Source organism: Amycolatopsis sp. DSM 110486 (assembly GCF_019468465.1).
In the GTDB taxonomy this organism is placed as follows: domain Bacteria; phylum Actinomycetota; class Actinomycetes; order Mycobacteriales; family Pseudonocardiaceae; genus Amycolatopsis.
On record NZ_CP080519.1, the window covers coordinates 126,034 to 148,288 of the forward strand.

Annotated in this window: 21 protein-coding genes; 8 read left to right on the plus strand and 13 right to left on the minus strand. The window is 70.4% G+C overall.

What is annotated here, in order from left to right:
* Positions 1–5 precede the first annotated feature (5 nt).
* Positions 6–1,391 (minus strand): Xaa-Pro peptidase family protein, encoded by a 1,386-nt coding sequence (locus K1T34_RS00640; RefSeq protein WP_220242363.1) that lies wholly within the window; start codon positions 1,389–1,391, stop codon positions 6–8.
* 59 nt (positions 1,392–1,450) lie between these two features.
* Positions 1,451–2,230 carry an SDR family NAD(P)-dependent oxidoreductase gene (locus tag K1T34_RS00645; protein ID WP_220242364.1) on the minus strand — a complete coding sequence of 260 codons (780 nt, stop codon included), beginning with the start codon at positions 2,228–2,230 and terminating at the stop codon, positions 1,451–1,453.
* Between the two features lie 170 nt (positions 2,231–2,400).
* On the opposite strand from K1T34_RS00645, the gene K1T34_RS00650 reads away from it, so the two are divergent.
* Positions 2,401–3,099 carry a cupin domain-containing protein gene (locus tag K1T34_RS00650; protein WP_220242365.1) on the plus strand — a complete coding sequence of 233 codons (699 nt, stop codon included), beginning with the start codon at positions 2,401–2,403 and terminating at the stop codon, positions 3,097–3,099.
* Between the two features lie 44 nt (positions 3,100–3,143).
* On the opposite strand, the gene K1T34_RS00655 is transcribed toward K1T34_RS00650, so the two are convergent.
* The 5 genes from K1T34_RS00655 to K1T34_RS00675 all read right to left on the minus strand — a co-directional run bounded on the left by K1T34_RS00655 (position 3,144) and on the right by K1T34_RS00675 (position 10,183).
* Positions 3,144–4,238: an SDR family oxidoreductase gene (locus tag K1T34_RS00655; RefSeq protein ID WP_220242366.1), complete on the minus strand. Its 1,095-nt coding sequence runs from the start codon at positions 4,236–4,238 to the stop codon at positions 3,144–3,146.
* A gap of 44 nt (positions 4,239–4,282) precedes the next feature.
* Positions 4,283–6,796 (minus strand): ATP-binding cassette domain-containing protein, encoded by a 2,514-nt coding sequence (locus tag K1T34_RS00660; RefSeq protein WP_220242367.1) that lies wholly within the window; start codon positions 6,794–6,796, stop codon positions 4,283–4,285.
* Between the two features lie 10 nt (positions 6,797–6,806).
* On the minus strand, positions 6,807–7,916 hold the full coding sequence (locus K1T34_RS00665; protein WP_220242368.1) for a substrate-binding domain-containing protein: 1,110 nt from the start codon (positions 7,914–7,916) through the stop codon (positions 6,807–6,809).
* Between the two features lie 12 nt (positions 7,917–7,928).
* Complete coding sequence (locus K1T34_RS00670; RefSeq protein ID WP_220242370.1) at positions 7,929–9,014, minus strand: ABC transporter permease; 1,086 nt, start codon at positions 9,012–9,014, stop codon at positions 7,929–7,931.
* Positions 9,015–9,121: 107 nt separating this feature from the next.
* Positions 9,122–10,183 (minus strand): 2,3-butanediol dehydrogenase, encoded by a 1,062-nt coding sequence (locus tag K1T34_RS00675; RefSeq protein WP_220242371.1) that lies wholly within the window; start codon positions 10,181–10,183, stop codon positions 9,122–9,124.
* Positions 10,184–10,475: 292 nt separating this feature from the next.
* Between K1T34_RS00675 and eboE the strand changes: the two genes are divergently transcribed.
* Both eboE and K1T34_RS00685 read left to right on the plus strand, forming a co-directional pair.
* A complete protein-coding gene (gene eboE, locus K1T34_RS00680; protein ID WP_220242372.1) occupies positions 10,476–11,678 on the plus strand; it encodes a metabolite traffic protein EboE in 1,203 nt (400 codons plus the stop codon).
* Positions 11,679–11,746: 68 nt separating this feature from the next.
* Positions 11,747–12,439: a helix-turn-helix domain-containing protein gene (locus K1T34_RS00685; RefSeq protein WP_220242373.1), complete on the plus strand. Its 693-nt coding sequence runs from the start codon at positions 11,747–11,749 to the stop codon at positions 12,437–12,439.
* A 33-nt stretch (positions 12,440–12,472) separates the two neighbouring features.
* On the opposite strand, the gene K1T34_RS00690 is transcribed toward K1T34_RS00685, so the two are convergent.
* Positions 12,473–13,129, minus strand: coding sequence for a nuclear transport factor 2 family protein (locus K1T34_RS00690; RefSeq protein ID WP_220242374.1), 657 nt, complete (start codon positions 13,127–13,129; stop codon positions 12,473–12,475).
* A gap of 71 nt (positions 13,130–13,200) precedes the next feature.
* Positions 13,201–13,959, minus strand: coding sequence for an arylamine N-acetyltransferase (locus K1T34_RS00695; protein WP_220242375.1), 759 nt, complete (start codon positions 13,957–13,959; stop codon positions 13,201–13,203).
* Between the two features lie 107 nt (positions 13,960–14,066).
* Between K1T34_RS00695 and K1T34_RS00700 the strand changes: the two genes are divergently transcribed.
* A complete protein-coding gene (locus tag K1T34_RS00700; protein ID WP_220242376.1) occupies positions 14,067–14,741 on the plus strand; it encodes a TetR/AcrR family transcriptional regulator in 675 nt (224 codons plus the stop codon).
* Here the strand turns inward: K1T34_RS00700 and K1T34_RS00705 are convergent.
* Positions 14,732–15,409 (minus strand): TetR/AcrR family transcriptional regulator, encoded by a 678-nt coding sequence (locus K1T34_RS00705; RefSeq protein ID WP_255638208.1) that lies wholly within the window; start codon positions 15,407–15,409, stop codon positions 14,732–14,734. The two genes, K1T34_RS00700 and K1T34_RS00705, sit on opposite strands and share 10 nt — an antisense overlap.
* Positions 15,410–15,512: 103 nt before the next feature.
* Here K1T34_RS00705 and K1T34_RS00710 point away from each other — a divergent pair, with 103 nt between their 5' ends.
* The 3 genes from K1T34_RS00710 to K1T34_RS00720 all read left to right on the plus strand — a co-directional run bounded on the left by K1T34_RS00710 (position 15,513) and on the right by K1T34_RS00720 (position 18,399).
* Positions 15,513–16,076: a DUF4863 family protein gene (locus tag K1T34_RS00710; RefSeq protein ID WP_220242377.1), complete on the plus strand. Its 564-nt coding sequence runs from the start codon at positions 15,513–15,515 to the stop codon at positions 16,074–16,076.
* A gap of 18 nt (positions 16,077–16,094) precedes the next feature.
* Positions 16,095–16,841: a nitroreductase gene (locus tag K1T34_RS00715; protein WP_220242378.1), complete on the plus strand. Its 747-nt coding sequence runs from the start codon at positions 16,095–16,097 to the stop codon at positions 16,839–16,841.
* A gap of 154 nt (positions 16,842–16,995) precedes the next feature.
* Positions 16,996–18,399 (plus strand): MFS transporter, encoded by a 1,404-nt coding sequence (locus K1T34_RS00720; RefSeq protein ID WP_255638209.1) that lies wholly within the window; start codon positions 16,996–16,998, stop codon positions 18,397–18,399.
* Positions 18,400–18,505: 106 nt separating this feature from the next.
* Here the strand turns inward: K1T34_RS00720 and K1T34_RS00725 are convergent, their stop codons facing one another.
* Positions 18,506–19,276 (minus strand): IclR family transcriptional regulator, encoded by a 771-nt coding sequence (locus K1T34_RS00725; RefSeq protein WP_255638210.1) that lies wholly within the window; start codon positions 19,274–19,276, stop codon positions 18,506–18,508.
* Positions 19,277–19,336: 60 nt separating this feature from the next.
* A complete protein-coding gene (gene wrbA / locus K1T34_RS00730; protein ID WP_220242379.1) occupies positions 19,337–19,948 on the minus strand; it encodes an NAD(P)H:quinone oxidoreductase in 612 nt (203 codons plus the stop codon).
* Positions 19,949–20,315: 367 nt separating this feature from the next.
* On the opposite strand from wrbA, the gene K1T34_RS00735 reads away from it, so the two are divergent.
* Complete coding sequence (locus K1T34_RS00735; RefSeq protein WP_220242380.1) at positions 20,316–21,041, plus strand: PIG-L deacetylase family protein; 726 nt, start codon at positions 20,316–20,318, stop codon at positions 21,039–21,041.
* A gap of 214 nt (positions 21,042–21,255) precedes the next feature.
* On the opposite strand, the gene K1T34_RS00740 is transcribed toward K1T34_RS00735, so the two are convergent.
* On the minus strand, positions 21,256–22,242 hold the full coding sequence (locus K1T34_RS00740) for a hypothetical protein (protein WP_220242381.1): 987 nt from the start codon (positions 22,240–22,242) through the stop codon (positions 21,256–21,258).
* Positions 22,243–22,255 lie beyond the last annotated feature (13 nt).

Genomic DNA, 22,255 nt, shown 5'->3' on the forward strand with positions numbered 1-22,255 from the left:
CCTTCTCAGGCGGTGGCTTCGCCGCGGCCGGCCGGCGTGTTGAGGTGCGACTGGGACTCACGCGCGGTGGAGAGCGCGCCGCTCACGGCGATGTAGCGGGGACCGGCGACCAGCAGGTCCTCGGCCGGGAACTTGGTGATCACCTCGCAGCCCTCGGGGGTCACCACGAGCTCCTCCTCGATCCGGGCCGCGCCGATGCCGTCGGCCGAGGGCCAGTACGTCTCGAGCGCGAACACGTTCCCGACCTCCAGCACCTCGGGGTGCTCCAGCGAGACCAGGCGCGAGAAGATCGGCTTCTCCCAGATGGACAGCCCGACGCCGTGCCCGTACTGCAGGGCGAACGCGGCTTCCTCGTCGGCGAACCCGAACTCCTGCGCGGTGGGCCACACCGACACGATGTCCGCCGTCGTGGCGCCCGGGCGCACCAGCGCGATGGCGTGGTCCATGTACTCACGGGCCCGCACGTAGGCGTCACGCTGCGCGCGGCTGGCCGAACCGACCGCGAACGTGCGGTAGTAGCAGGTGCGGTAGCCCTGGTGGCTGTGCAGGATGTCGAAGAACGCGGGGTCACCGGGCCGGATCAGCCGGTCGGAGAACACGTGCGGGTGCGGCGAGCAGCGCTCGCCGGAGATCGCGTTGACGCCCTCCACGTACTCCGAACCGAGGTCGTAGAGCGACTTCGAGACCAGCCCCACGCACTCGTTCTCCCGCACGCCCGGGCGCAGGAACCGGTAGAGGTCGTCGTAGGCCGCGTCGACCATCGAGGCCGCCTGGGTCAGCAGCGAGATCTCGTCGGCGGTCTTCACGCGCCGGGCCTCCATGAAGACCTGCTGCCCATCGGTGACCGTGATGCCCGCGCGCTGCAGGGCGGCGAGGATCGGCAGCTCGATCACGTCGACGCCGAGCGGTTCGCCGAGCAGCCCGAACTTCTCCAGCTCGCGCTTGATCTTCGCGGCGACCTCGTCGGCGATGCCCGCGTCCGGGTGGAACGCGCCGCGCAGCGTGGAGATCCCGGCGCGGGCCCCGGACTCGGCGCGCGGCCGGACCGCGCCGTGGTGCGGCGCGTGCGGGTCGGCGTCGGCCTCGGCGGTCGTGGTGGCGAGCCACGGGTTGTAGAGCTCGTGGTGCTTGGCCGCGGACCCGAAGTCCCACACGATCGGGTCGGTGGCGCGGGTCAGCAGGGAGAACCGGATGAGCTTGTCCATGGCCCACGTGCCGATGTGGGTGGCGGACATGTAGCGGATGTTGGCGAAGTCGAACGCGAGGACGGCGCCGAGGCTCGACTTGTCCAGCTGCTCGCGCAGTCGCTGCAGGCGTTGCGTGCGCAGGCGTTCGTGGTCGATCCTGGTCTCCCAGTCGACGGCGTTGGGCCCGAACGTGGCGATCGGCATGAGTTTTCCTTTCCCCCGCGGCGGTGGACCGCCGGGAACGTGTGACGAGCGGGACGGCCTCAGACGAGGACCATCCCGCCCTCGATCGGGATCACCTGCCCGGTGATGTAGTCGGAGTCGGGGCCGGCGAGGAACACGGCCGTGGGCACGAGGTCCTCGGGTTCGGCCGGGCGGCCGAGGATGATGTCGCCGGCCATCGCGGCGAACCCGGCGTCGCCCTCCCCCATGCGCTCGAGGTCGCGGTCGAGCTTGTCCCACAACGGGGTCCGCACCACGCCGGGCGCGAAGGCGTTGACGGTGATGCCGTGGCCGGCAAGCGCGCGGGCGCCGGACTGCGTCAGCGAGATCACCGCGGCCTTGCTCGCGCAGTAGGGCGCGAAGTTCGGGAAGCCCTGGCGGCCGGCGATCGAGGCCGTGTTCACGATCTTGCCGCCACCGCCCTGCCGGATGAACTGGCGGGCGGCCTCCTGGCTGCCGAGCACGACCCCGAACGCGTTGACGCGGAAGATCCGCTCCCACACGGCTTCGGTGATGTCGAGAAACTTCTCCGGCTCGTTGAACCCCGCGTTGTTGAAGTACGCGTCGACCCGGCCGAACTCGCTCACGGCGAGGTCGATCGCCGCGCGGACGTCTTCGCGGTCGACGACGTCGACACGCCGGTGCACCGCCCGCCCGCCACTGTCGCGAATGGACTGCGCCACCGCGGCGGCTTCGGGTTCGTCGCGGTCGGTGACGACCAGCGCCGCGCCCTCGGCCGCCATCCCGCGGGCGAGAGCGGCTCCGATCCCCCGGCCCGCGCCGGTCACCACCACGGTCCTGTCGGTCAGCCGAGCCGGCATGGCCACGCTCCTCTCGTCGAGACGCTCGGCGTTCGCTCCCGCTGAACGAAACGCCGCCGATCCGGGATGTTGCGCAGGTCGCACCCGCGCGTGTGTACAGCCACAACGCACGAACGTATGATCGAGTGAACAGTCGGCGATGGCGCCGCGAACGGAACGGGAGCGGCACCGTGGACGACCGGATCGGCCCTGCCCTGCGCGAAGCGCGGATCAGGCAGAAGCGCACCCTGCGCGGCGTGGCGCTGGCCACGGGGCTCTCGGCGAGCCTGCTGTCGCAGGTCGAGACCGGCAAGTCGCAACCGTCCGTGAGCACGCTCTACACGCTGGTCAGCCACCTGGGCCTGTCGCTGGACGAAGTGCTCGGCCTCGAGGTCACCGGCCGCCGCACGAAGGCCGAGCCCGGTAGCCGCCCGGTCGTCCTCGAGCCCGACGAGGCTGCCACCACCATCCAGCGCGCGGCCGACAACCCGGTGCTGGACATGGACAACGGCGTGCGCTGGGAACGCCTCGCGATCGACGGCTCGCGGTCGGTGGAACCGCTGCTGGTGGCCTACGAGCCCGGCGCGAGCAGCTCCGTCGACGGCGGGCTGATGCGCCACCCGGGCAGGGAGCACGCCTACCTCCTCGACGGCGAGCTCACGCTGCGATTCGAGTCCGACGAGCACGTGCTGCGCGCCGGCGACTCGTTCTCCTTCCACTCCGAGCGCCCGCACCTCTACGTCAACCACACCGACGCGCCCGCGCGGGGGCTGTGGTTCGTCGTCGGCCGCACCGGCTCCGGCCGGCCGCGCGACTGGCTCGCCGAGCCGCCGGCCGAACTGATCGAGCTGCTCGGCCACCCGCTCCCCGCGACGAGCGACGAGCGCTGACCGAGCGCCCGAAGCGCGTGTCCTGCGCATTGCGTCCACTGTGGTCATTCCGCTGTGCTTGCTTCGGTCGTGGCGGGCGGGATGATCCGCTCCGCGCGCAAGGTCTCGAAGAGCCGGGCGAAGGAGTCCAGCGTGCTGGTGTAGCCCGTGAACCCGGCCTTGCGGCTCTTGCTCATGTCGGTGAGGCACTCGATGGGCCGGCCGAGGTCGCTGTCGGTGTGCCACCACGAGGCGACGCGGGTGAGGTCCGCTTCGCGCAGCCCGTGGCGCTCGGCGATCCGGCGCCAGACTCCGGCGGCGTCGGCCATCTGCTCCTCCAGCGGCGCGGGTTTGCCGTCGAACCCGGCCGGGGTGACGCCGAGCAGCTTCGCGAGGCGCGGCCACATCCAGCGCCAGCGGAACACGTCGCCGTTGGCGATGTTGAACGCCTCGTCGCGCCCGTTCTCGTCGGTGGCCGCCCACACCATCTGGTCGGCCAGCAGCCCGGCGTCGGTCATGTCGGTGACGCCGTTCCACTGGACCTCCGAGCCGGGGAAGCGGAACGCCCGCCCGGTCTCGCGGCAGACGGCCGCGTAGACCGCCAGCGTCATCCCCATGTTCATGGCGTTGCCGACGGCGTGGCCGATGACGGTGTGCGCCCGGTGCACGCTCCAGGTGAAGCCGTGGCGCTCGGCGGCCGCGAAGAGCTCGTCCTCTTGCGCGTAGTAGAAGTTCGGCACGTCGAGCCGCGCCTCGTCCTCGTGGAACGGCGTGTCGGGAGTGACCCCGGCGGCGTAGGCCTCGAACGGCCCGAGGTAGTGCTTCAGCCCGGTCATCAGGGCGACGTGGCGCACGGCGCCGCCCGCGGTGGCCGCCGCGAGCACGTTGCGCACGATGCCGGCGTTGACGTCGATGTTCTCCGCTTCGGTCGGCTGGCGCGACCACGCGGTGAGGAAGACGTGCGTCGGTTTCGTGTCCGCGAGCGCGGCGCTCAGCGCGGCCGCGTCCTCCAGGTCGGCGCGGACAGAGCGGACTCCGGCGATGCCGCATTCGCTGCGGCGGGACACCCCGGTCACCGCCCAGCCGCGTTCGACCAGCCGGGTGGCCACCGCGGCCCCGGCGATGCCGGTGACCCCGACGACGAGTGCTGTTTCGGTCACTGTCTCCTCTTTCTGCTGGGATCTGGGCCCGGGTTCGGCAAAGCTCAGACCAGGGCCGGGGTCCGGCGGCGCACCCGGGTGTAGATCGCCGCCGCGACGAGGATCAGGATCCCCTGGAAGAAGTACTGCCAGCTCTGGCTCAGGTTCAGGAAGGTCGTCGCGTTGAGCACTTCCTGGATCAGCGCGGCGCCCAGCAGGGTCCCGATGAACGACCCGCGCCCGCCGGCGAGGCTCGCGCCGCCCAGCACGACCGCGGTGATGCTGGAGAGCGTGTAGCTCACGCCCTGGGTCGGGTCGCCGACGCCGATCTGGGCCATCAGCAGCAGCGCGCCGAAGAAGGTCAGGACGGCGCAGCCGAGGTAGGCCAGCACGTGGACCCGGTTCACCTTCACGCCCAGGCGCCGCGCGGACCCCTCGTTCGACCCGGCCGCACGCAGGCCGCGGCCCCACGCGGTGAACCGCAGTGCGAACTCCAGCCCGACGGCGACCACCACCGCCACGAGGAACGCGATCGGCACGAACCCGACCGTCGCGGTGATCGCGTCGGTGACCGACGTGCTGATGAACCCGCCCTGGAACGGCCGCAGCAGCAGAGAGACGCCCTGCAGTCCGATGTAGAGGGTAAGGGTCGCGGCCACCGCCGTGAACCCGCCGAAGCGGATCAGCACCCCGTTGAGCACCCCGGACCCGACGGCCACCACGAGCATGATTACGAACGCGAGCGCCACGAGCAGCGGCGAGCGGCCGTCGGTGACGAAGAATGACGCGATCACCACCAGGAGTCCCGCGAGTGGACCGACCGACAGGTCGATCCCGCCGGTCATGATCACGATCGTCTGGCCAAGGCTGATGAACGCGAGCGCCGTGAGCAGCGTCAGCAGGGAGGTGAGGTTGAACGGCGCGAGGAACCGCACATTGTGGGCGAAGGTGTAGCCGCCGAGCGCGAGGATGACCAGCGCGAGCACCAGGCTCGGCGCGTAGTCGCCCTTGGCCAGGTCGCGCAGGCGCTCGGCCAGCGGGGGGCGCCCGGTCGAGGGAACCGGCTTGGCCGGCACGGCCTTCTTCGCCGACGGCGCGTCGCCGCGCAGCGTGGTGGCGTTGACGACCGAGCCGGTGATCTTCTCCTCGGTGACGTCCTCGCCGGTGAGCTCGGCGACGACGTGGCCACGCGAGAACACCACGACCCGGTCGCAGAGTCCTTCCAGCTCCTTGGCGTCGGACGACACCACGACCACCGGCACCCCGGACGCGGCCACGTCGCGCATGATCGTGTAGATCTCCGACCGGGCGCCGACGTCGACGCCCTGGGTCGGCTCGTCGGCCAGCAGCAGCCGCGGCGCGGCGAGCAGGGCGCGCGCCATCACCACCTTCTGCTGGTTGCCGCCGGAGAGCGCCATCACGTTCGTCTCGCGCGAAGCGGTCTTGACCGAGAGCTTGGCCAGCTCGGCGTCCACAGTGGATCGTTCACGTTCGCCGGAGACCACTCCCCCGCCTGCGAACGAGGGCAACGCGCTGACCGCGGCGTTCTCCCGCACCGACATCGCCGGCAGCAGGCTTTCCCGGTGGCGGTCGGCCGGCATGTACGCGGTCGAACGGACGAGGGCCCGGCCCCGCAGCGGCACACCGTCGAGCACGATCCGTCCGGTCGACGGACGAAGTCCCGCCAGTGCGCGCAGGAACTCGCTCTGGCCGTTGCCGACAATGCCGGCCAGCCCGACGATCTCCCCGTGGTGCGCGACGAGCCGCGCGTCGTGGAAGCCCTCGCCGGACAGGCCTTCGACCTCCAGCGCGACCTTCGCGCCGGCCGGGTCCGAGTACTTCTCCGGGAACGCCGACGCGAGCTCACGCCCGACGATCAACCGCAGCATCTCGTCGTCGGTGAGGTCGGCGACGGCCGAGTGCCCGCGCGCCCGGCCGTCGCGCAGCACCGTGACCTCGTCGGCGATCTCGCGCACCTCGGCGAGGCGATGCGTGATGTAGACGACCGCCGTGCCGCGGGCCGTGGCCTGGCGCACCTGGTCGAACAGGATCTCGGTCTGCTGGGCACCCAGCGGCGCGGTCGGCTCGTCGAGGATCAGCACCTTCGGCTCCAGCGCGATGGCCTTCGCCAGCTCCAGCAGCTGCTTCTGCGCGACGCCGAGGTCGGCCACCCGGTCCTGCAGCCGCAGGTCCGAACCGACCCGGCGCAGCAGTTCCACCATCCACACGCGCGGGGTGCCGGCCGGCATCCGCTCGGCGGGCACGGCGAGGCGGATGTTCTCCGCGACCGTCATGTCCGCCAGCACGGCGGGATGCTGGTGCACGATCGCGATGCCGAGCCGGCTCGCCCGGTCGGTGGTCAGGGCCGCGATCGGCTCGCCGGCCACCGTGATCGTGCCCTCGTCGGGCCGGGTGGAGCCCGACGCGACGCCCATCAGCGTGGACTTGCCCGCGCCGTTCTCACCCAGCAGCGCGTGCACCCGGCCGCCGAAGACATCGAGCGATACCTCCGACAGCGCCCGCACGGGCCCGTAGCTCTTCGACACCCCGGAGAGGCTCAGAGCCGCAACTTCGGTCATGGTCGGTCTCCTACTTCAGGGCAGCGGTCTGGTCCGCTTTGGACAGCGAGCTGGACACGAACGCGTCGCTCGGCAGCTCCTTGTCGCACGTGACGGGGTGCGGCTGCCCGGAGATCGAGTCCTCGAACGCGGTCTGCGGGTACACCTGGTCCTTCGGCACCACACCGCCGGTCGCCTTGGCCACCGCGACGTCGATCGCCAGGCGGGACATCGCGTTCTGCGAGGAGACGGTGAACAGCTGGAACGGGCTGCCGGCGTCCTTCTGCTGCTGCCAGTTGCAGGCGAGCTGGTTGGCGTCCTCGGTCGCGATCGCCGGGATCTTGCGCCCGGCCGAGGTGAACGCGGAGAACGAACTCGCCAGCGCGGCACCGAAGTCCGTGGTGATCGCGTCGATCTCCGGGTTCTTGGCCAGCGCCGCGGTGATCACGCGCTGGGTCTGCGCGGCGTCCCAGTTGGTCACCTCGTACGGCGTGGTACCGACGAACTGGATCCCCGGGTGGTCCTTGAGCACGCTCTGCATGCCCTTGTACTCGTCGAGGCTCTGCGAGTTCGCGGCCGGACCGCCGAGGTTGAGCACCTTGCCCTTGCCGTTGAGCGCCTTCACGAGCCACTGGCCCCACAGCACCCCGGCCTGCTCGAAGTTCGTGCTCACGAACGCGTCGTAGTCCTGGCCGGGCGTTCCGCCCGGGTTGACCCGGTACGGCACGGTGACCACGCCCGCCTTGAACGCGCTGCGCAGGGCGGGCAGCACCGCTTGGCCCGCGTCCGGGAAGACCACGATCGCCTGCGTGCCCTTGGCGACGAGGCCCTGGATGTCCGAAATGGCCTTCTGGGTGTTGCCTTGCCCGTCGGTGTAGGTGAACGACGTGACGCTGGGGCACTTCGCTACCTCGGCCTTGGCTTCGGCCGTGGTGACCTTGCGCCAGTTGTTGTCGCCAAAGCCGTCGGCCAGGCCGAGGGTGACCTGCTTCGAACCGCACCAGGCCGGCGCGTTCGCGTTGGCGGGTTTGCCGCCCTCGGCGCTGGTCGAGCCGCCGTCGTCCACCGTGCAGGCGGTGGTGACGAGGGCGAGGGAAGCCAAGCCGGCGAGCAACGACCGGCGAAGGGGCTGGACAGACATGGGAAACCCTTCCTACTGCTGGGTCCGGGGAGCGGGGACACGGCGGAACCAGCCGCGCACGGCGGCCCAGTTCACGGTGTAGACGGCGACACCCGCGGCGAGCGCGAGCGCCTGGACGATGTTGTTCGTCGCCGCGCTGACGCCGAGCGTCAGCACGAACTGGTCGAGCTGGGACAGGAACAAGGCGGCTATGGCGCTGGCGACCGGGCTGCCCTTGCCGCCGAGCAGGGACGTGCCGCCCAGCACGACAGCCGCGACCGACGGCAGCAGCAGCGTGTCGCCCTGGAACGCGCCCGGCGTGGTGACGATGCCGGCCAGGAGGATGCCCGCGGTGCCGTAGAGCAGGGACGCCCAGACGTAGGCGGCGAGCTGGTGGCGTCGCACGCGCAGGCCGGCCAGCCCCGCTGCCTCCGGGTTGTCGCCCACGGCCTCGAACCGGCGGCCCGGCACGGTGCGCTTCATCGCGAAGCCGGTCACCGCGACGAGGACGACGGCGATGTAGACCGCGTAGGGCAGGCCGAGGAAGCGGCCGGTGACGAGCGAGTGCAGCGTGTCCGTGGTCGTCACCGGCGAGCCGCCCGAGACCCCGAGCACCACCGCGTACAGCAACGCGTTGGTGCCCAGGGACGTGACGATCGCCGACATCCCCAGCCGGCTCACGACGAGGCCGTTGAGCAGCCCCGCCGCCAGCGCCGCGACGTAGGCGAGCAGCACCGCGGGGAGCAGCTTCCCGTTGTCACCGGCGGGGTAGTGCGTCACGATGATCACGCTCAGGGACACGGTGCCGGGCACCGACAGGTCGATTCCCGCCTGCTGCACGACCAGCGTCTGCCCGAGCGCGACCACGGCGAGCACCGCGGCGAAGGGCAGCATCCCCTGCAGCGAGCTGCGACCCAGGCTCTCGGGCTGCAGCAGCAGGCTCACGAGGAACAGCAGCGCGGTCGCGACGAGGATCGTCACGAGTCCGCGCGAGGCACGCTGCGCCGTCGTCTGCCGCCAGAGGCTCGGGCGGCCGCGCGGGCGGTCGGTCCCCGAAGCCGGGGCGGGCGACGGGGCCGACTGTGTGACGACCACGGAACCCCTTCTCGTGTCGCTCATCGGATCGCTCCTCGGGTGCAGCGCACCGGGTCGCAGGGCAGGACGAATTATGTCCACAAAGGTCTTGCGGACAGCGGGAAATGGTTGTGGTGTAAAGGCGGTTCGGGTCAGCCGACCTGGACGAGCAGCTTCTGCGCGTCGCCTTCGGGGTCGAGCAGCCGGTCGAACCCGCCGGTGACGACGTCGTCGACCGCGATCACCTCGGTGAGCACGCGCTCCACCGGGAAGCGGCCGGTCGCGACGAGCGAGATGATGCGCGGGAAGTCGAACACGGGGTAGCACCACGTGCCGACCAGGCTCAGATCGCGCTGCGACAGGGCCATCGGGTCGATCGTGGCGGGCCGGACGTGCAGGCCCACCTGCGTCGCGGTGCCGTGGGAGCGCAGGCTGCCCAGCGCCGTGGCGAGGCCGGCCTCCGAGCCGGAGCACTCCGCGGCGACGTCGGCCCCGATCCCGCCGGTGAGCGCGCGGACCGCCTCCGGCACGTCCTCGGCCACCGGGTCGAGCACGGTCGCGACCCCGAGCGCTTCGAGCAGGGCCCGGCGGCGCGCGTTCGGCTCGCTCACGAAGATCTGTGCCGCGCCGGACGCGTGGGCGTACAGCGCGGCGAGCGCGCCGATCGGCCCGGCGCCGGTGATCAGGACGCTGTCGCCGGAAGTGAAGCCGGTGCGGTCGACGCCGTACGCGGCGACCGCGGCCGGCTCGACGAGCGCGCCCTGCACGTCCGACACCGATTCCGGCAGCACCGAGATCTGGTGCTCCGGAACCACCACCTGTTCGCTGATCCCGCCGCCGTCCCAGCTCAGTCCCGTACAGGCCATCCGCTGGCACAGGTGGTTGAGCCCGCGGCGGCAGTAGTAGCAGTGTCCACAGTAGATCAACGGCATCACCGAAACCCGGTCGCCGACGCGGACACCGGTGACGTCGGCACCGATTTCCAGCACTTGCCCGGAGAACTCGTGCCCGAGCACCTGCGGCGCCGCCGCGTGCGAGAGGGGGTGCGGGCTGGTCGGGATGACGATCGGCCCGGACGCGTACTCGTGCAGGTCGGTGCCGCAGATTCCGCACAGGTACGGACGGACGCGCACTTGCCGCGCACCGACCGCGGCCGGCTCCGGGATGTTCTCGACCCGGATGTCGTGCTTGTCGTGGAAGACCGCGGCGCGCATGCTCAACTCCTCGTAGTCTCTCCGGAAACCCGCGCAGCCGGGATCCGGGCGTGGACACGGCGTCGGTACTCGCCGGGTTCACTCCCGTTCGACGACGCTGTACAGCGGTAGTGAACAATGAACCAGCCAGTGAGTCAAGAGTCAGCGAACAAATTTGACAGATACGCAGGTCAAACGCAGCAATCCTTGACAGCACTGGGTTTCGGACTGTTCACTTCGAGCAAACGTCTGCTGCAGCGCGTCACCGCAGCACTTCCGGCAGCCCCTCTGCCACCTTCCCCGGAGGAACCTCATGGACCTCGGCACGCGTCTGGGCCACCTGTCCTACTCGACCCTCGTGCACCCGGGTGACACCTGGGACGAGATGAACGCCAGCCTCGAGACCTACGTCCCCGAAGTGAAGCGCCGCGTCTCCCCCGACGCGCCGTTCGGGGTGTCGCTGCGGCTCTCGGGCGCGTCCGCCGACCGGCTCGCCGGCGACGCCCCCGAGCGGGACCGGCTGAAGAAGTACCTGGCGGACAACGATCTCTACGTCTATACCGTCAACGCGTTCCCGCACGGACCGTTCAAGGGCCGTTCGGTGATGGAGAACGTGTACGAACCGGACTGGAGCACCGAAGAGCGCGTCGCGTACACCACGCGCGTGGCCGACGTGCTCGCCGACATCGCCGCGGACGGGGTCGAGCCGACCATCCAGACCGTGCCGCTCGCCTACCGGCCCAAGGTCACCGGCGAGGCGTACGTGGACCTGTTCACCCACAACGTGCTGCGGGCCGTCGCCCACCTCGTCGCCCTCGAACGCCGCACCGGCCGGCGGGTGAAGCTCGCGATCGAGCCGGAACCGTTCTGCTACCTGGAAACCATCGAGGAGACCGTCCGCTACTTCACCTCACGGCTGTACTCCCGGGCCGCGGCCGAAACTCTTTCCGGCCTCGCCGACCTGCCGCTCGCGGAAGCCTTCGGCGCCCTGCGCCGTCACGTCGGGATCGTGTTCGACATCGGGCACCAAGCCGTGGAGTTCGACGACATCCCCGCCTCGCTCGACCTGCTCGCCGGCGCCGGCGTGCCCGTGTTCAAGCTGCAGCAGGCGGCCGCGCTGTGGGTGCCCGAGGTGACCGACGAGGTGGTGCGCGAGCTGGAGCGGTTCACCCGCACCATCTACCTGAGCCAGACCTCCGAGCTGCGCGAGGGCACCGTCACCCGCCACCTCAACCTCTCCGACGCGATCGCCGCCTGGCGGCACGATCCCGGCGGCGCGCGCGAATGGCGCACGCACTTCCACGTGCCGGTCTTCCTCGACGACCTCGGCCCGTTCCGCACCACGCGGTTCGCCTTGGAACAGGCCCTGGACCGCCATCGCGCGCAGCCTCAGTCGTCGCACCTGGAGATCGAGACCTACACCTGGGACGTGCTGCCCGAGCACCTCAAGAGCGGCGACATCACCGACTACGTCGTGCGGGAGCTGGAGTTCGTGCGCGACCGGCTCACCGCTTGAGCCGCCCTCGAGGCGAGGGCGTCAAGCTATAGTGAACACTGACCGAACGACAGCGCGAGGAGCGAGACGTGGCAGCGAAGCACGAGCCGGCGGCGGAGCACTCCGAGGCCGCGAACCTCGGCGAGCAGCTGCGGGCGCGCCGGCAGGCGTCCGGGCTGTCGCTGCGCCAGTTCGCGCGCGATCTCGGGTACTCGGCCGCGTTCGTGTCGCAGATCGAGAACAACAAGTCCCAGCCCTCGGTCGCGACCTTGTACGCGATCTGCAGCGCCCTCAACGTCTCCATCGACGAGTTGTTCAGCAGCGCCGCCGGTGCGGGCGCGGAGGAACCGCCCGCGCCCGCACCGGCGGCGGGCGTCGAGAAGCACAGCTTCCACGGCGCGCTGGCGAAGCTCAACGAAAGTCCGGAGGAGCAGCAGAGCCCCCTGCTCCGCCCCGGCGAACGGCGCCAGCTCGTCCTCGACTCCGGCGTCACGTGGGAGCAGCTGTCGTCCATCCACGACAGCACGGTGGACTTCCTGCACGTCCGCTACGAAGTCGCCGGCAGCTCCGTCCCCGACGACAAGCTCACCCGCCACTCGGGCATCGAATACGGCTACATCATCAGCGGCACCCTGGAAGTCGCCTTGGCCTTCGACACCTACCAGCTCCACGCCGGCGACTCCATCGCCTTCGACTCGACGACCCCCCACCGCCTCACCAACCGCGGCGACGGCCCGGCCGAGGCGATCTGGTTCGTCCACGGCCGGAATCCGGCTCGCTGAACCCCATAGGCCATCGCGCCGGACCCGGCAGCGTCACGAAGCTCCGCCGCGGTCGTCGCTGCGGACGACACCCGGGGTCGCCGAGCCGTCGAGCCAGCCCCGGCCCTCGGCGTAGAGCACCTCGACCACCGGTCCGCGCAGCCCGGGGAGGTCACGCATGACCTGGTGGCCGTTGTCCTCCTGCAGGTAGCCGAGATGGCGGTAGCCGACCGGGAAACTCGCCAGCACGGCCGCGTCGAGTTCGAGGGTCGTGGCCGGGTCGACGACGTCCATCCGGTCGGATTCGTAGATCGGCTGGCGGCGGACGATTCCCCACCGCCCGTCACGGCGTTCGAGGAAGTCGAAGAACCGCCCGGTGCACGTCACATCGACGAGCGTCTCGTGGACGCGCGCCCGCTGCTCGATCTTCATCTTCGTCTGGGCGATCGCCCGATCACCGGCGACCTCGCACGTGAATCCGCCGAGGAAGTGCAGGATCTGCCCGCCCCGGTCGAAGGCCGCTCGGCTCACCTTGATGAACTCGGTGAACGGGCCCTGGAACCACGTCGCGGTCATCCAGCCGTCGGCGTGCCAAACCGTCGCGAACTTCTCCCACTGCGCGGAATCGCGGTACAGGGCCCAGTCCTCGACGACCTTCCGGATCTGCTCGTTCGCCGAACCGTCGGTGTCGTGCTCGTTGTGCAGAGGCATGCGCCCCACCATTTCCTGCCCTGCGCGGAATGTCGACGGCCGGCTTCCACCGACCGGAAACCGTGACGAAATCATCCCGCGGTGGGCACGGAATCGAGAACGACGCCGAAGTGCTCGCGATAGGCCGCGAGCACTTCGGCGTCGTGTTCGAGCACGCGCTCGGTGCGCGTCTCCCTCTCGGTCTCGATCAGCCGGGCGCCCGCGATCGTCACCCGGCCACCGGGCCTCACGAGCGAACACGTCGGCCCGTGCGCGAAGGGCGAAGCCGGCGAGTTCGCGTGCCACCAGGCCATCGCCTGGAAGTCTTCGAGCTCCCGCGGCCTCGCTTCGAGGCGGTAGACCACGTTTCCGTCGCACAGCACGTCGACATCTCCGTGCGGCGCGGGCAGCACGGTGAACCCGCCCGCCGGATCCGGCTGCTCCTCGGTGGTCGCGAGCCGCAGCGGCCGGATGCTGAACCGGCCGAACCCGACGTCGACCAGCCACGGCTCGTCCAGGTCCACCCGCAGCGCCAGGTGGTCGAGCGGCGGGCCGAACCCACCGTCCCGCCGCATCACGCGGCCGGCCAGTAGCCGCACATCGAACCCGACACCGCGCAGCAGCAGGCCGAACGCCCCGTTGAGCTCGTAGCAAAGCCCGCCACGACGCCGCCGCACCACCTTGTCGAGCAACGCCTTCTCGTCGAGGTCGACCTGCTCGCCCAGGTAGCGGCCGAGGTTCTCGAACGGCACCCGCTCCAAGTGCCGCCGTTGCAGCTCGCACAGTGCTTCGAGGCCGGGTACTCCGGGATGAACCGCTTCGAGTCTGCGGAGGTAGTCCTCGACGTCCACGATCACGTTCCTCCAGTGGCGACTGGTTACGTTACAGATATAGTGTGTAACTTCGAGGTTAACAGAGGATCCGTACCGTGGATCGACTTTCCCGGCGAGGTGGAACCGTGGCGCGAGCACGCCGAGCGACGGCGGTCGTACCCGCCGGCACCGAAGACGGTCCGCGTCCGGTCGGCCGGCCCCGTGATGCCGCGCTCGATGAGGCGATCATCCTCGCCACCCGGCGACGCCTCGTCCTGGACGGCTACTCCCGCATGACGATCCGCGACATCGCCGCCGACGCCGAGGTCGGCCGTCCGACGTTGTACCGGCGCTGGGGAACCAAGTTCGAGCTCGTCGTCGACGCCCTCGACTACGGCTTCCGCAAGCAGCACTCCATGTTCGAGATGGACCTCGACGAACTCGCCCCGAGGGAAGCGCTCGTGGAGGTCGTCCGGCGCCTCGACCCCACGTACTTCAACCCGGACGCGATGGTCCTGATGGGCACGTTCGCCGGGGAGGCGGTCCACACCCCCGAACTGCTCGGAATCCTCCGTGAGCACGCGGTCGAACCCCGCGTGCGCCTGGTCGAAAGCGTGCTGACCCGGCTGCAGGACCGCGGGGCCGCGCGCGACGACATCGACAAGCACACGATCGCGACGATGTGCTTCGGCAGTTATCTGGCCGCCTTCTTCCGCGGCGAGTCCGACCTGGACATCGCCGAGGCGGTCGTCTCCGTGCTGTGGCCCGCCATCGGGAAAAAGCCCGCCCGACGGCGCACCACAGTGGACCGTCAGCGCTGAACGGCGATCCCCGGCCACAGGACGGCGACGACCTGCTCGGCGAGCCCCTTGCGGTCGGGTTCCGCACGAAGGAATGCGGCGAAGTAGCTGCCGAAGCACAAGGTGGCGATCGTGTGCCGATCGATGTCCGGCCGCACCTCGCCGCGCTCCTGCAGTTCGGCCAGCACGCCTTCGAGCTGCCGCAACCGGGGCTCGACGGCGTGCTCCAGGACGATCGCGAGCAGCTCCGGCGTCCGCATCGTCTCGCTCATGAAGTTGCCCATGAGCACCATCGCGTCCGGGTTGAAGTAACACGGATCCAGCCGCCGGACGGCCTCGGTCAGCGCCTCGAGCGCGGGGAGTTCCTCCAGGCTCAGATCGGGATAGGTGTCTCGTTGCGCCCGGAGCCCGTAGTCGATCGCCTCGATGGTGAGCTCGAGCTTGCCCGGCCAGCGCCGGTAGATCGTCGGCCGGGACACACCGGCGTCGGAGGCGATGTCCCCGATAGTCATCTTCGAATAGCCGTCGAGAACCAGCCTGCGGCGCGCGGCCGTGATGATCGCTTCGTCGCGCCCGGGATCCAGTGGCCGGCCACCGCGTGACACGGCCACCGCTTCGCCCGCAACCGAATCCGCCTTGCGTGAGTCCGTCATGGCCTGATTATCGGGCACGCCGCGGGCGGTCTTCACCGACCTCGAACGTTACAGCTATTGACTGTAACGTTCGGAGTGTCTTACCTTCGTCGTGCGCGGGGCACCCCGCTCCGGCAACGACGCCAGGAGAAGACAGCGCATGAGCGCGACACCCGAAGATCTGATCGAGCGCAGCATCCCGTTCATCAACGAGATCAAGAACCGCACAGCCGGAGTCGAGCTGGAAACCTGGCTCAACGAGAGCCGGGGACCGGGCTCCGAACTGTGGGACGACCTCGCCCGGATGATCAAGGAAGGCGTGGCCGAGGGCTGGGCCGCCAACATCGAGGTGGACGGCCCCAACTACCGCCGCAGCAGGATCATCGAGCCGTCCGAGCGGCTGAGCTGGTTCAGCATCACCGCGGTCTACCTCAACAGCGTCCCGCTGTTCTGCGGTGAATACCACCAGCACCCCTACGGCGAGATCAACATGGTCATCCCCCTGGATCCCGGCGCCCTGCTGCGTGGGCCGCGCGGCTGGCAGGGACCGGGATGGACCTCGCCCGAGCCGGGCAGCCACCACTACCCCGAGGTCGTGGGCGGCGGCCTGATCGCCTTGTTCTACCTGCCCGCGGGGCGCATCTCCTACGACATCACGGTGCCCGACGACTACGAGGTCACCGTGCCCGAGGGCTATGAGATCGCCGCGTCCGACGGGCGCTGACCCGAGGCCGACCAGCTGATGAACGACACCACCACCACGAAATTCGCCGCGTCGACCGGCCCGGCGAAGGGCGCGGCGACCGTCGTCGAGGCGCTGCTGACCCGGCGCAGCGTGCGCGCGTTTCTGCCCACCCCCGTCCCGAGAGCCGAGGTGGAGCGCCTGCTGGCGCTCGCCTCCCGCTCGGCCAGCAATTCCAACGGTCAGCCGTGGCACGTCCACGTCCTGACCGGCGAGCCGAAGAGACGCCTGACCGAGGCGCTCTGGCAGGCGCTGGACGGCGACGGTCGCGTCACCGAACAGGAGTACCCGTACCAGCCGGCCGCGCAGGATTGGGAAGAACCGTTCCGGAGCCGGCGACAGAGGTTCGGCGAAGGTCTCTACCGGGACACCCTCGGCATCGAGGCGCACGACGCCGAGGGACGACTGGCCCATCACCGTCGCAACTACGACTTCTTCGGCGCCCCGGTCGGCCTGGTCCTCACGGTCAGCCGGAGTCCGCTCGCCGGCGCGCTCATCGACGCCGGACTGTTCCTGCAAGCGTTGATGCTGCTGGCCCGGCAAGCGGGGCTCGACACCTGCCCGCAAGCCTCGTTCATCGACTTCTACCCGGTTCTGAGGCAGCAGCTGAAGATTCCGGACGACCAGATCATCGTGTGCGGGCTCGCGCTCGGCCACGCCGATCCCGACCACCGCCTCAGCGGGCACCGGACAGCGCGAGAACCGGTCGGCACCTTCACGACCTTCCACAACGGCGAAACCGTCTGATCTCCGACGGCGAATTCGCTGCCGCTCGATGACTTTCCCCGATCCCCGGGCTTTCTCCCTCCCCTTGTCTCGACACCGAATCTTCGGTGGATCGTGCCCCCACCCGAAAGGCGATATCGCCGTGCCTTCTCGAATATCGGAACCAGGCCGCACCGTGCGCCTGGACGACCTGATCGACGGCCGACCAGTAGGCAGATTCCACGTCCTGGTCCTGGCTTTGACCGGCCTGGTCATGTTCCTCGACGGTCTCGACACGCAAGCGATCAGCTTCGTCGCCCCGGCGGTCGCCCGGGAATGGTCCCTGCCCGTCGCCGCGCTCGGCCCGATCTTCTCGGCTTCGATCGTCGGGCTGATGATCGGTTACCTGGCGCTCTCGCCGTTGGCCCACCGGATCGGGCACCGCAAGCTCGTCATCGCCGCCACGGCGTTGTTCGGGGTGTTCACCGTGCTGTGCGCGGTGGCCGGGAACGAGACGCAGCTGATCGCGCTGCGGCTGTTGACCGGGGCGGGCCTCGGCGCGGCCATCCCAAGCGCCGTCGCGCTGGCCAGCGAGTTCGCGCCGGCCCGGCGCCGCTCGACGTTCGTCATGTTGATCTACTGCTGGCTGGCCCTCGGCTTCGTCGCGGCGAGCTTGATCTCCGGCGCGGTCATCCCGGCCTGGGGATGGCGACCCCTGTTCGTGCTCGGCGGCATCCTGCCGTTGCTCCTCGCGCTGGTTCTGCTGAGGTTGCTGCCCGATTCCCCGAGCTACCTCCTGCCCCGCGACGCCGCTCGAGCTCGCGCGACCCTGCGGCGTCTCGACCCTGACCTGGATCCGACGACGCGCGTGTTGCCCGCCGAGCGCGCCCCCGGAGCCGCCGGGGCATCGGCGCGAACCCGTTCTCCGCTGATCGAGCTGTTCCGGCGGCACTGGCTGGTCAGCACCGCGTTGCTGTGGATCGCGTTCATGCTCAACCTCGGTGTGTTCTACGCCGTTCAAAGCTGGCTGCCCACGATCCTGGGCCGGCTCGGACACGCGCCCTCGACGGCGGTCCTCGCGACGGCGCTCACGACGATCGGCGGGATCGTCGCGGCGCTCGTGATCGGACCCTCGATGGACCGGCGCGGGCCGTTCGGCACGCTCGGTGTGGTCTACCTCCTCGGCGCGGTGTTCGTGTCGATGCTCGCGTTCGCGGTCACCGGGGAGAGCTGGCTGGTGCTCGGCGCGGCGTTCCTCGCCGGCACCTGCGTGACCGGTGGGCAGATGAGCGTCGTCGCGCTGGCCACGGTGCTCTACCCGCCTCGGATCCGGCCGACCGGCGTCGGCTGGGCCCTGGGCATCGGCCGGATCGGCGGCATCCTGGGGCCGCTGCTCGTCGGGTTCGCCCTGGGCGGCGGGACGGCTCCCCGAACCGTGTTCGTGGTGATGGGCGTGGTCCTCCTGGTGGCCAGCGGCGCGGTCATGGCCCTGGCCAGGGTTTCGCGCACCGTCCGGACCGACGCCCGGCGGGCTGACTCCGCCGGCTCGTCCGCGGCCGGCTCGGATGCGGCACGAACAGTGGCCGTCACCGGCGACTGACGACCCGACGACCGACCGGGAACCGAGCGGGCCGCACCACGGCCCGTTCGGTTCCCTGCGGCCGGCTTCAGGGCACGTCCGTCGCATGTGGACGGTTGCCGGCCGGTCAGGAGGGCCGGCCCACTGGCGCATCAGGCTCGACGCGGCGGGAGATCTCCCTCGCCACGTCACGGATCGCCGCCGCGTAGCGCGACACGTCGACGTGGGAATGCGCGACGATGCCCACGGCCGCCCGCACGTCTCCCCTGCCGTCGGTCACCGCCGCCGCGACCGAGGACGTACCGAGCGTCATCTCCTGGTGCACGGTACCGATTCCGGTGTCGCGCGTCGCGGAGATCGCGGCGGCGAGCCGACCGGGTTCAGTCAGCGTGTAGCGGGTGCAGCGTGCGAGACCGCGCTGCTGCACCTGGGAAACGACGTGAGCGGGAGCCGACGCCAGCAGCACCTTTCCGACGCCGGTCGCGTGCAACGGCAGCCGCCCGCCGACCTCCGTGACGGTGCGGACGGCCCGCGGTCCGGTGAGCCGCTCGATAACGAGCGCGTCGTGGCCGGCGCGGAGGGCGAGCTGCACGTTCTCGTGCGTGGACTCGTAGAGGTTCTGCATGAGCGGCAGGGCCGTCTCGCGCAGTCCCGACGGGATCGTCGCGCGGGTCCCGAGCTCCCAGAGCCGCAAGCCCACGCGATACCGGCCGCTGGGTGCGCGTTCGATCCCGCCCCACCGCTCGAGTGCGCCCAGCATGCGATGGGTCGTGGACAGCGGCAGGCCGGATCGCCCGGCGATCTCGACGAGGGTCAGCTCGGCCCCGTCGAAGACGTCGAGCAGGGTCAGCAGCCGATCGATCGTGGACCGACCGGGCTCACGCGCGTTACCGGACACGACACGTACTCCTTCCCGCCGCGGCCGCGGCAGCGCTCGACGGCACCCGCCGGAAACCGATCAGCCGCAGGTTTTGACGCCGGTGGCGATCCGGGCGACACGCTCTCCCTGGTGCCGGGCCGCCGCCCGGGCGGTCTCGTCGACGGGCGCCTCGCCTCGCCGCCCGACATGGCTGCTGCCGTAGGGGTTTCCGTCGGCGAACTTGACGGGATCGGTGTACCCCGGCGCGACGACGATGCCGCCGAAGTGGTGGAACGTGGTGTACAGAGCGAGCAACGTCGATTCCTGGCCGCCGTGGTCGGTGTCGGTCGTCGTGAACCCGGAGTACACCTTGTCCGCGAGCTGCCCCTGCGCCCACTGGGGACCCAGCGTGTCGAGGAACTGCTTGAGCTGGCTGGCGATGTTGCCGAAGCGAGTGGGTGACCCCATCACGATGCCGTCCGCCCACAGCAGGTCGTCGGGAGTGGCGACCGGCAGGTCGCGGGTCGCGGCGACGTGCTCGGCCCACGCCGGCCGCGACGCGATCGCCGCCTCGGGCGCGAGCTCGGCGACCTTGCGCAGGCGAACCTCGGCGCCGGCCTTCTCGGCCCCGATCACGATCTCCCGGGCGAGTTCGTGCGTGGTGCCGGTGGACGAGTAGTAGACGACGGTCACCCTGGTCGGCTCGGGCATGGAGATCCTCTCGGTTCGAACGTTACAGTGAGGATCTGTAACTTATCAGGCCCAGGCCTGCTCGCGGTCCCGATGTGGCGGACGAGACGCACTGCTCCCCGGGCGGCCCGGACGCCGGCTCCCGGCGAGGGCAGGCTCGGGACAGGCGGCACAGGGCGCTCATCCCCAGGACAGTTTCGGGAATTCACCGGAGCCGCGATGTGAATACCCGATGAGAACACGGCAGTAATAGCCGTGATCGGGTCACTTCTTATCGAGATCGGCTCATCCCGCCCGAGCGGCCAGGTTGCGCGGAAACGCCGCACCCGCATTCGGCTAGGGTGACCCGCGTTCAAGCTGTGGGGTTTCGAGAAAGGCTGACCCGAGAGTGACCGAACCACTTGTGCCACTGGATGAATCGTGGTCGACGGCGCTGGCGTTCGCCGCGCACCCGGACGACCTCGAATACGGCACGGCCTCGGCCGTCGCCCGCTGGACCTCGCAGGGCAAGCGAGTCGTCTACTGCCTGGCGACGAGCGGTGAAGCCGGCATCGACGCCATCGACCCCGCGGTCGCCGGACCCCTGCGAGAAGCCGAAGAACGCGCCGGCGCGGCCGCCGTCGGCGTCGACCTGGTGGAGTTCCTCGGTCACCCGGACGGCGTCCTCGAATACGGGCTCCCGCTGCGCCGGGACATCGCCCGGGCCATCCGCCGGCACCGCCCCGACGTCGTCGTGACGGGCAACTACCACGACCGCTGGGGCCCGGGTGCCCCCAACCAGGCCGACCACATCGCACTGGGTCGCGCCGTCCTGGACGGCGCCCGGGACGCGGGCAACCGCTGGGTCTTCCGGGAGCTGCTCGACGAAGGCCTCGACCCGTGGCAGGTGCGGCGGATCGTCGTCACCCACAGCCCCGAATCCACCCACGGCGTCGACACGACGGACTTCCTCGATCAGGGCGTCGCCTCCCTCGAAGCCCACGCCGAATACCTGCGCGGGATCGGCCCCGGCGACATGGCCTCGCCCCGGGAGTTCCTGGAATCCTCCGGGGCCGAGACGGGTCTGCGGCTGGGCGTGCGGTTCGCCGTCCCCGCCGAGGTCATCGTGCTCTGACCCGGCCGCGCGCGAACAATTCCCGATGGCCGAAAGGCCGCCGGGCGGTGCCCCTTTAGTCATTGATATTGACCAGCCGTCGGTCGAAAAGCGCCGAGTGCGAAACGATCGGACCGATCGGCGACCTTTTCCTGATCGGCCAGGAAATTGCACCACGCGATGGCGCAGCCGCACACCAGCGGCTCGGAATTGTCCTGATCGGACGGTCGGTCGGTCAGAGGGCCGGTACGTCGGGTTCGGCCCGCTGTGTCGTCACGTCGGCGGCCGGCCGTCGCGACGTCATCCGGGTCGGGTGGCCGTACCCGATCCGCAGCAGCGCGTGCACCTGGCCCAGCCCGCGGAACAGCTCCAGGAACGGTCCCCGGGTGCCGTGGACCTCCAGTGGCTGAGAGAGGAACGAGGTGGCCAGGCCCTCCGCCGTGGCGGTCAGGAGGACGCGCTGCATCGCCATGCCGGCCCGGACGTCGGCGGCCGCGCCGTGATCGCGCGTCAGCACGACCGCCAGCAGCGGATCCTGCTCGAACGCCCGCGAGGGAACGGCCGGGTTCGTGTGCGAGGCGCGGTGGCACACGACACCGGGGATCTCGTGCGGCGGCCCGAAAGCGGCCGTCGGCACCCCGTCCGGGCTCTCCGCCGCCCGCCCGGTCCAGAACTCCGACTCCGCCCGGAACGCCGGATCCTCGGACTGCAGCGACTCCGCTCGCCGGACGAGCGCGGCGACCTTCGGGTAGCGCCCCGAGGCGTCCAGGAACTCGAGCTGCCCGCCTTCGCTCAGCGCCGCCGACTTCAGCCGGGCGCGGGCGACCGTCGGCACGGCGCGGTCGGCGAACGGGCGGCGGTTCGTGTGCCTGCGGTGCACCGCCTCGGCGAGCCTGCGGTCCTGTTCCGTCGAACGCCGGGTGCCGTCGAGACCGATCACGGCGAGCAGGTCCGGCGACGCGGGGTCCGGCAGGATCCGCACCCGCGCGCCGAGCCCGTTGAGCCGCAGGGTGATCACGAGGTTCAACACGGCGGCGCCACAGGACAACCTCGCCTCGCGCGCCGCGGGATCCGCGACCGTGAGGACCCGCTCGCGGTCGAGCCACACCTCGACCGCGGCCCCGTCCACCACGAACCGCCACGGCTGGGTGTTGTGCGGAGACGGCGCTCGCACCGCCGCCGCGAGGGCCTGGTCGAACGCGGTGGGGAGCTGGTCGTTCATCGTGGTCTCCGGG

Coding starts and splice junctions, on each gene's coding strand:
- K1T34_RS00640 (WP_220242363.1), bottom strand. CDS start 1,391: ATGCCGATCGCCACGTTCGGGCCCAACGCCGTCGACTGGGAGACCAGG.
- K1T34_RS00645 (WP_220242364.1), bottom strand. CDS start 2,230: ATGCCGGCTCGGCTGACCGACAGGACCGTGGTGGTGACCGGCGCGGGC.
- K1T34_RS00660 (WP_220242367.1), bottom strand. CDS start 6,796: ATGACCGAAGTTGCGGCTCTGAGCCTCTCCGGGGTGTCGAAGAGCTAC.
- K1T34_RS00665 (WP_220242368.1), bottom strand. CDS start 7,916: ATGTCTGTCCAGCCCCTTCGCCGGTCGTTGCTCGCCGGCTTGGCTTCC.
- K1T34_RS00670 (WP_220242370.1), bottom strand. CDS start 9,014: ATGAGCGACACGAGAAGGGGTTCCGTGGTCGTCACACAGTCGGCCCCG.
- K1T34_RS00675 (WP_220242371.1), bottom strand. CDS start 10,183: ATGCGCGCCGCGGTCTTCCACGACAAGCACGACATCCGGGTCGAGAAC.
- eboE (WP_220242372.1), top strand. CDS start 10,476: ATGGACCTCGGCACGCGTCTGGGCCACCTGTCCTACTCGACCCTCGTG.
- K1T34_RS00690 (WP_220242374.1), bottom strand. CDS start 13,129: ATGCCTCTGCACAACGAGCACGACACCGACGGTTCGGCGAACGAGCAG.
- K1T34_RS00710 (WP_220242377.1), top strand. CDS start 15,513: ATGAGCGCGACACCCGAAGATCTGATCGAGCGCAGCATCCCGTTCATC.
- K1T34_RS00715 (WP_220242378.1), top strand. CDS start 16,095: ATGAACGACACCACCACCACGAAATTCGCCGCGTCGACCGGCCCGGCG.
- wrbA (WP_220242379.1), bottom strand. CDS start 19,948: ATGCCCGAGCCGACCAGGGTGACCGTCGTCTACTACTCGTCCACCGGC.
- K1T34_RS00740 (WP_220242381.1), bottom strand. CDS start 22,242: ATGAACGACCAGCTCCCCACCGCGTTCGACCAGGCCCTCGCGGCGGCG.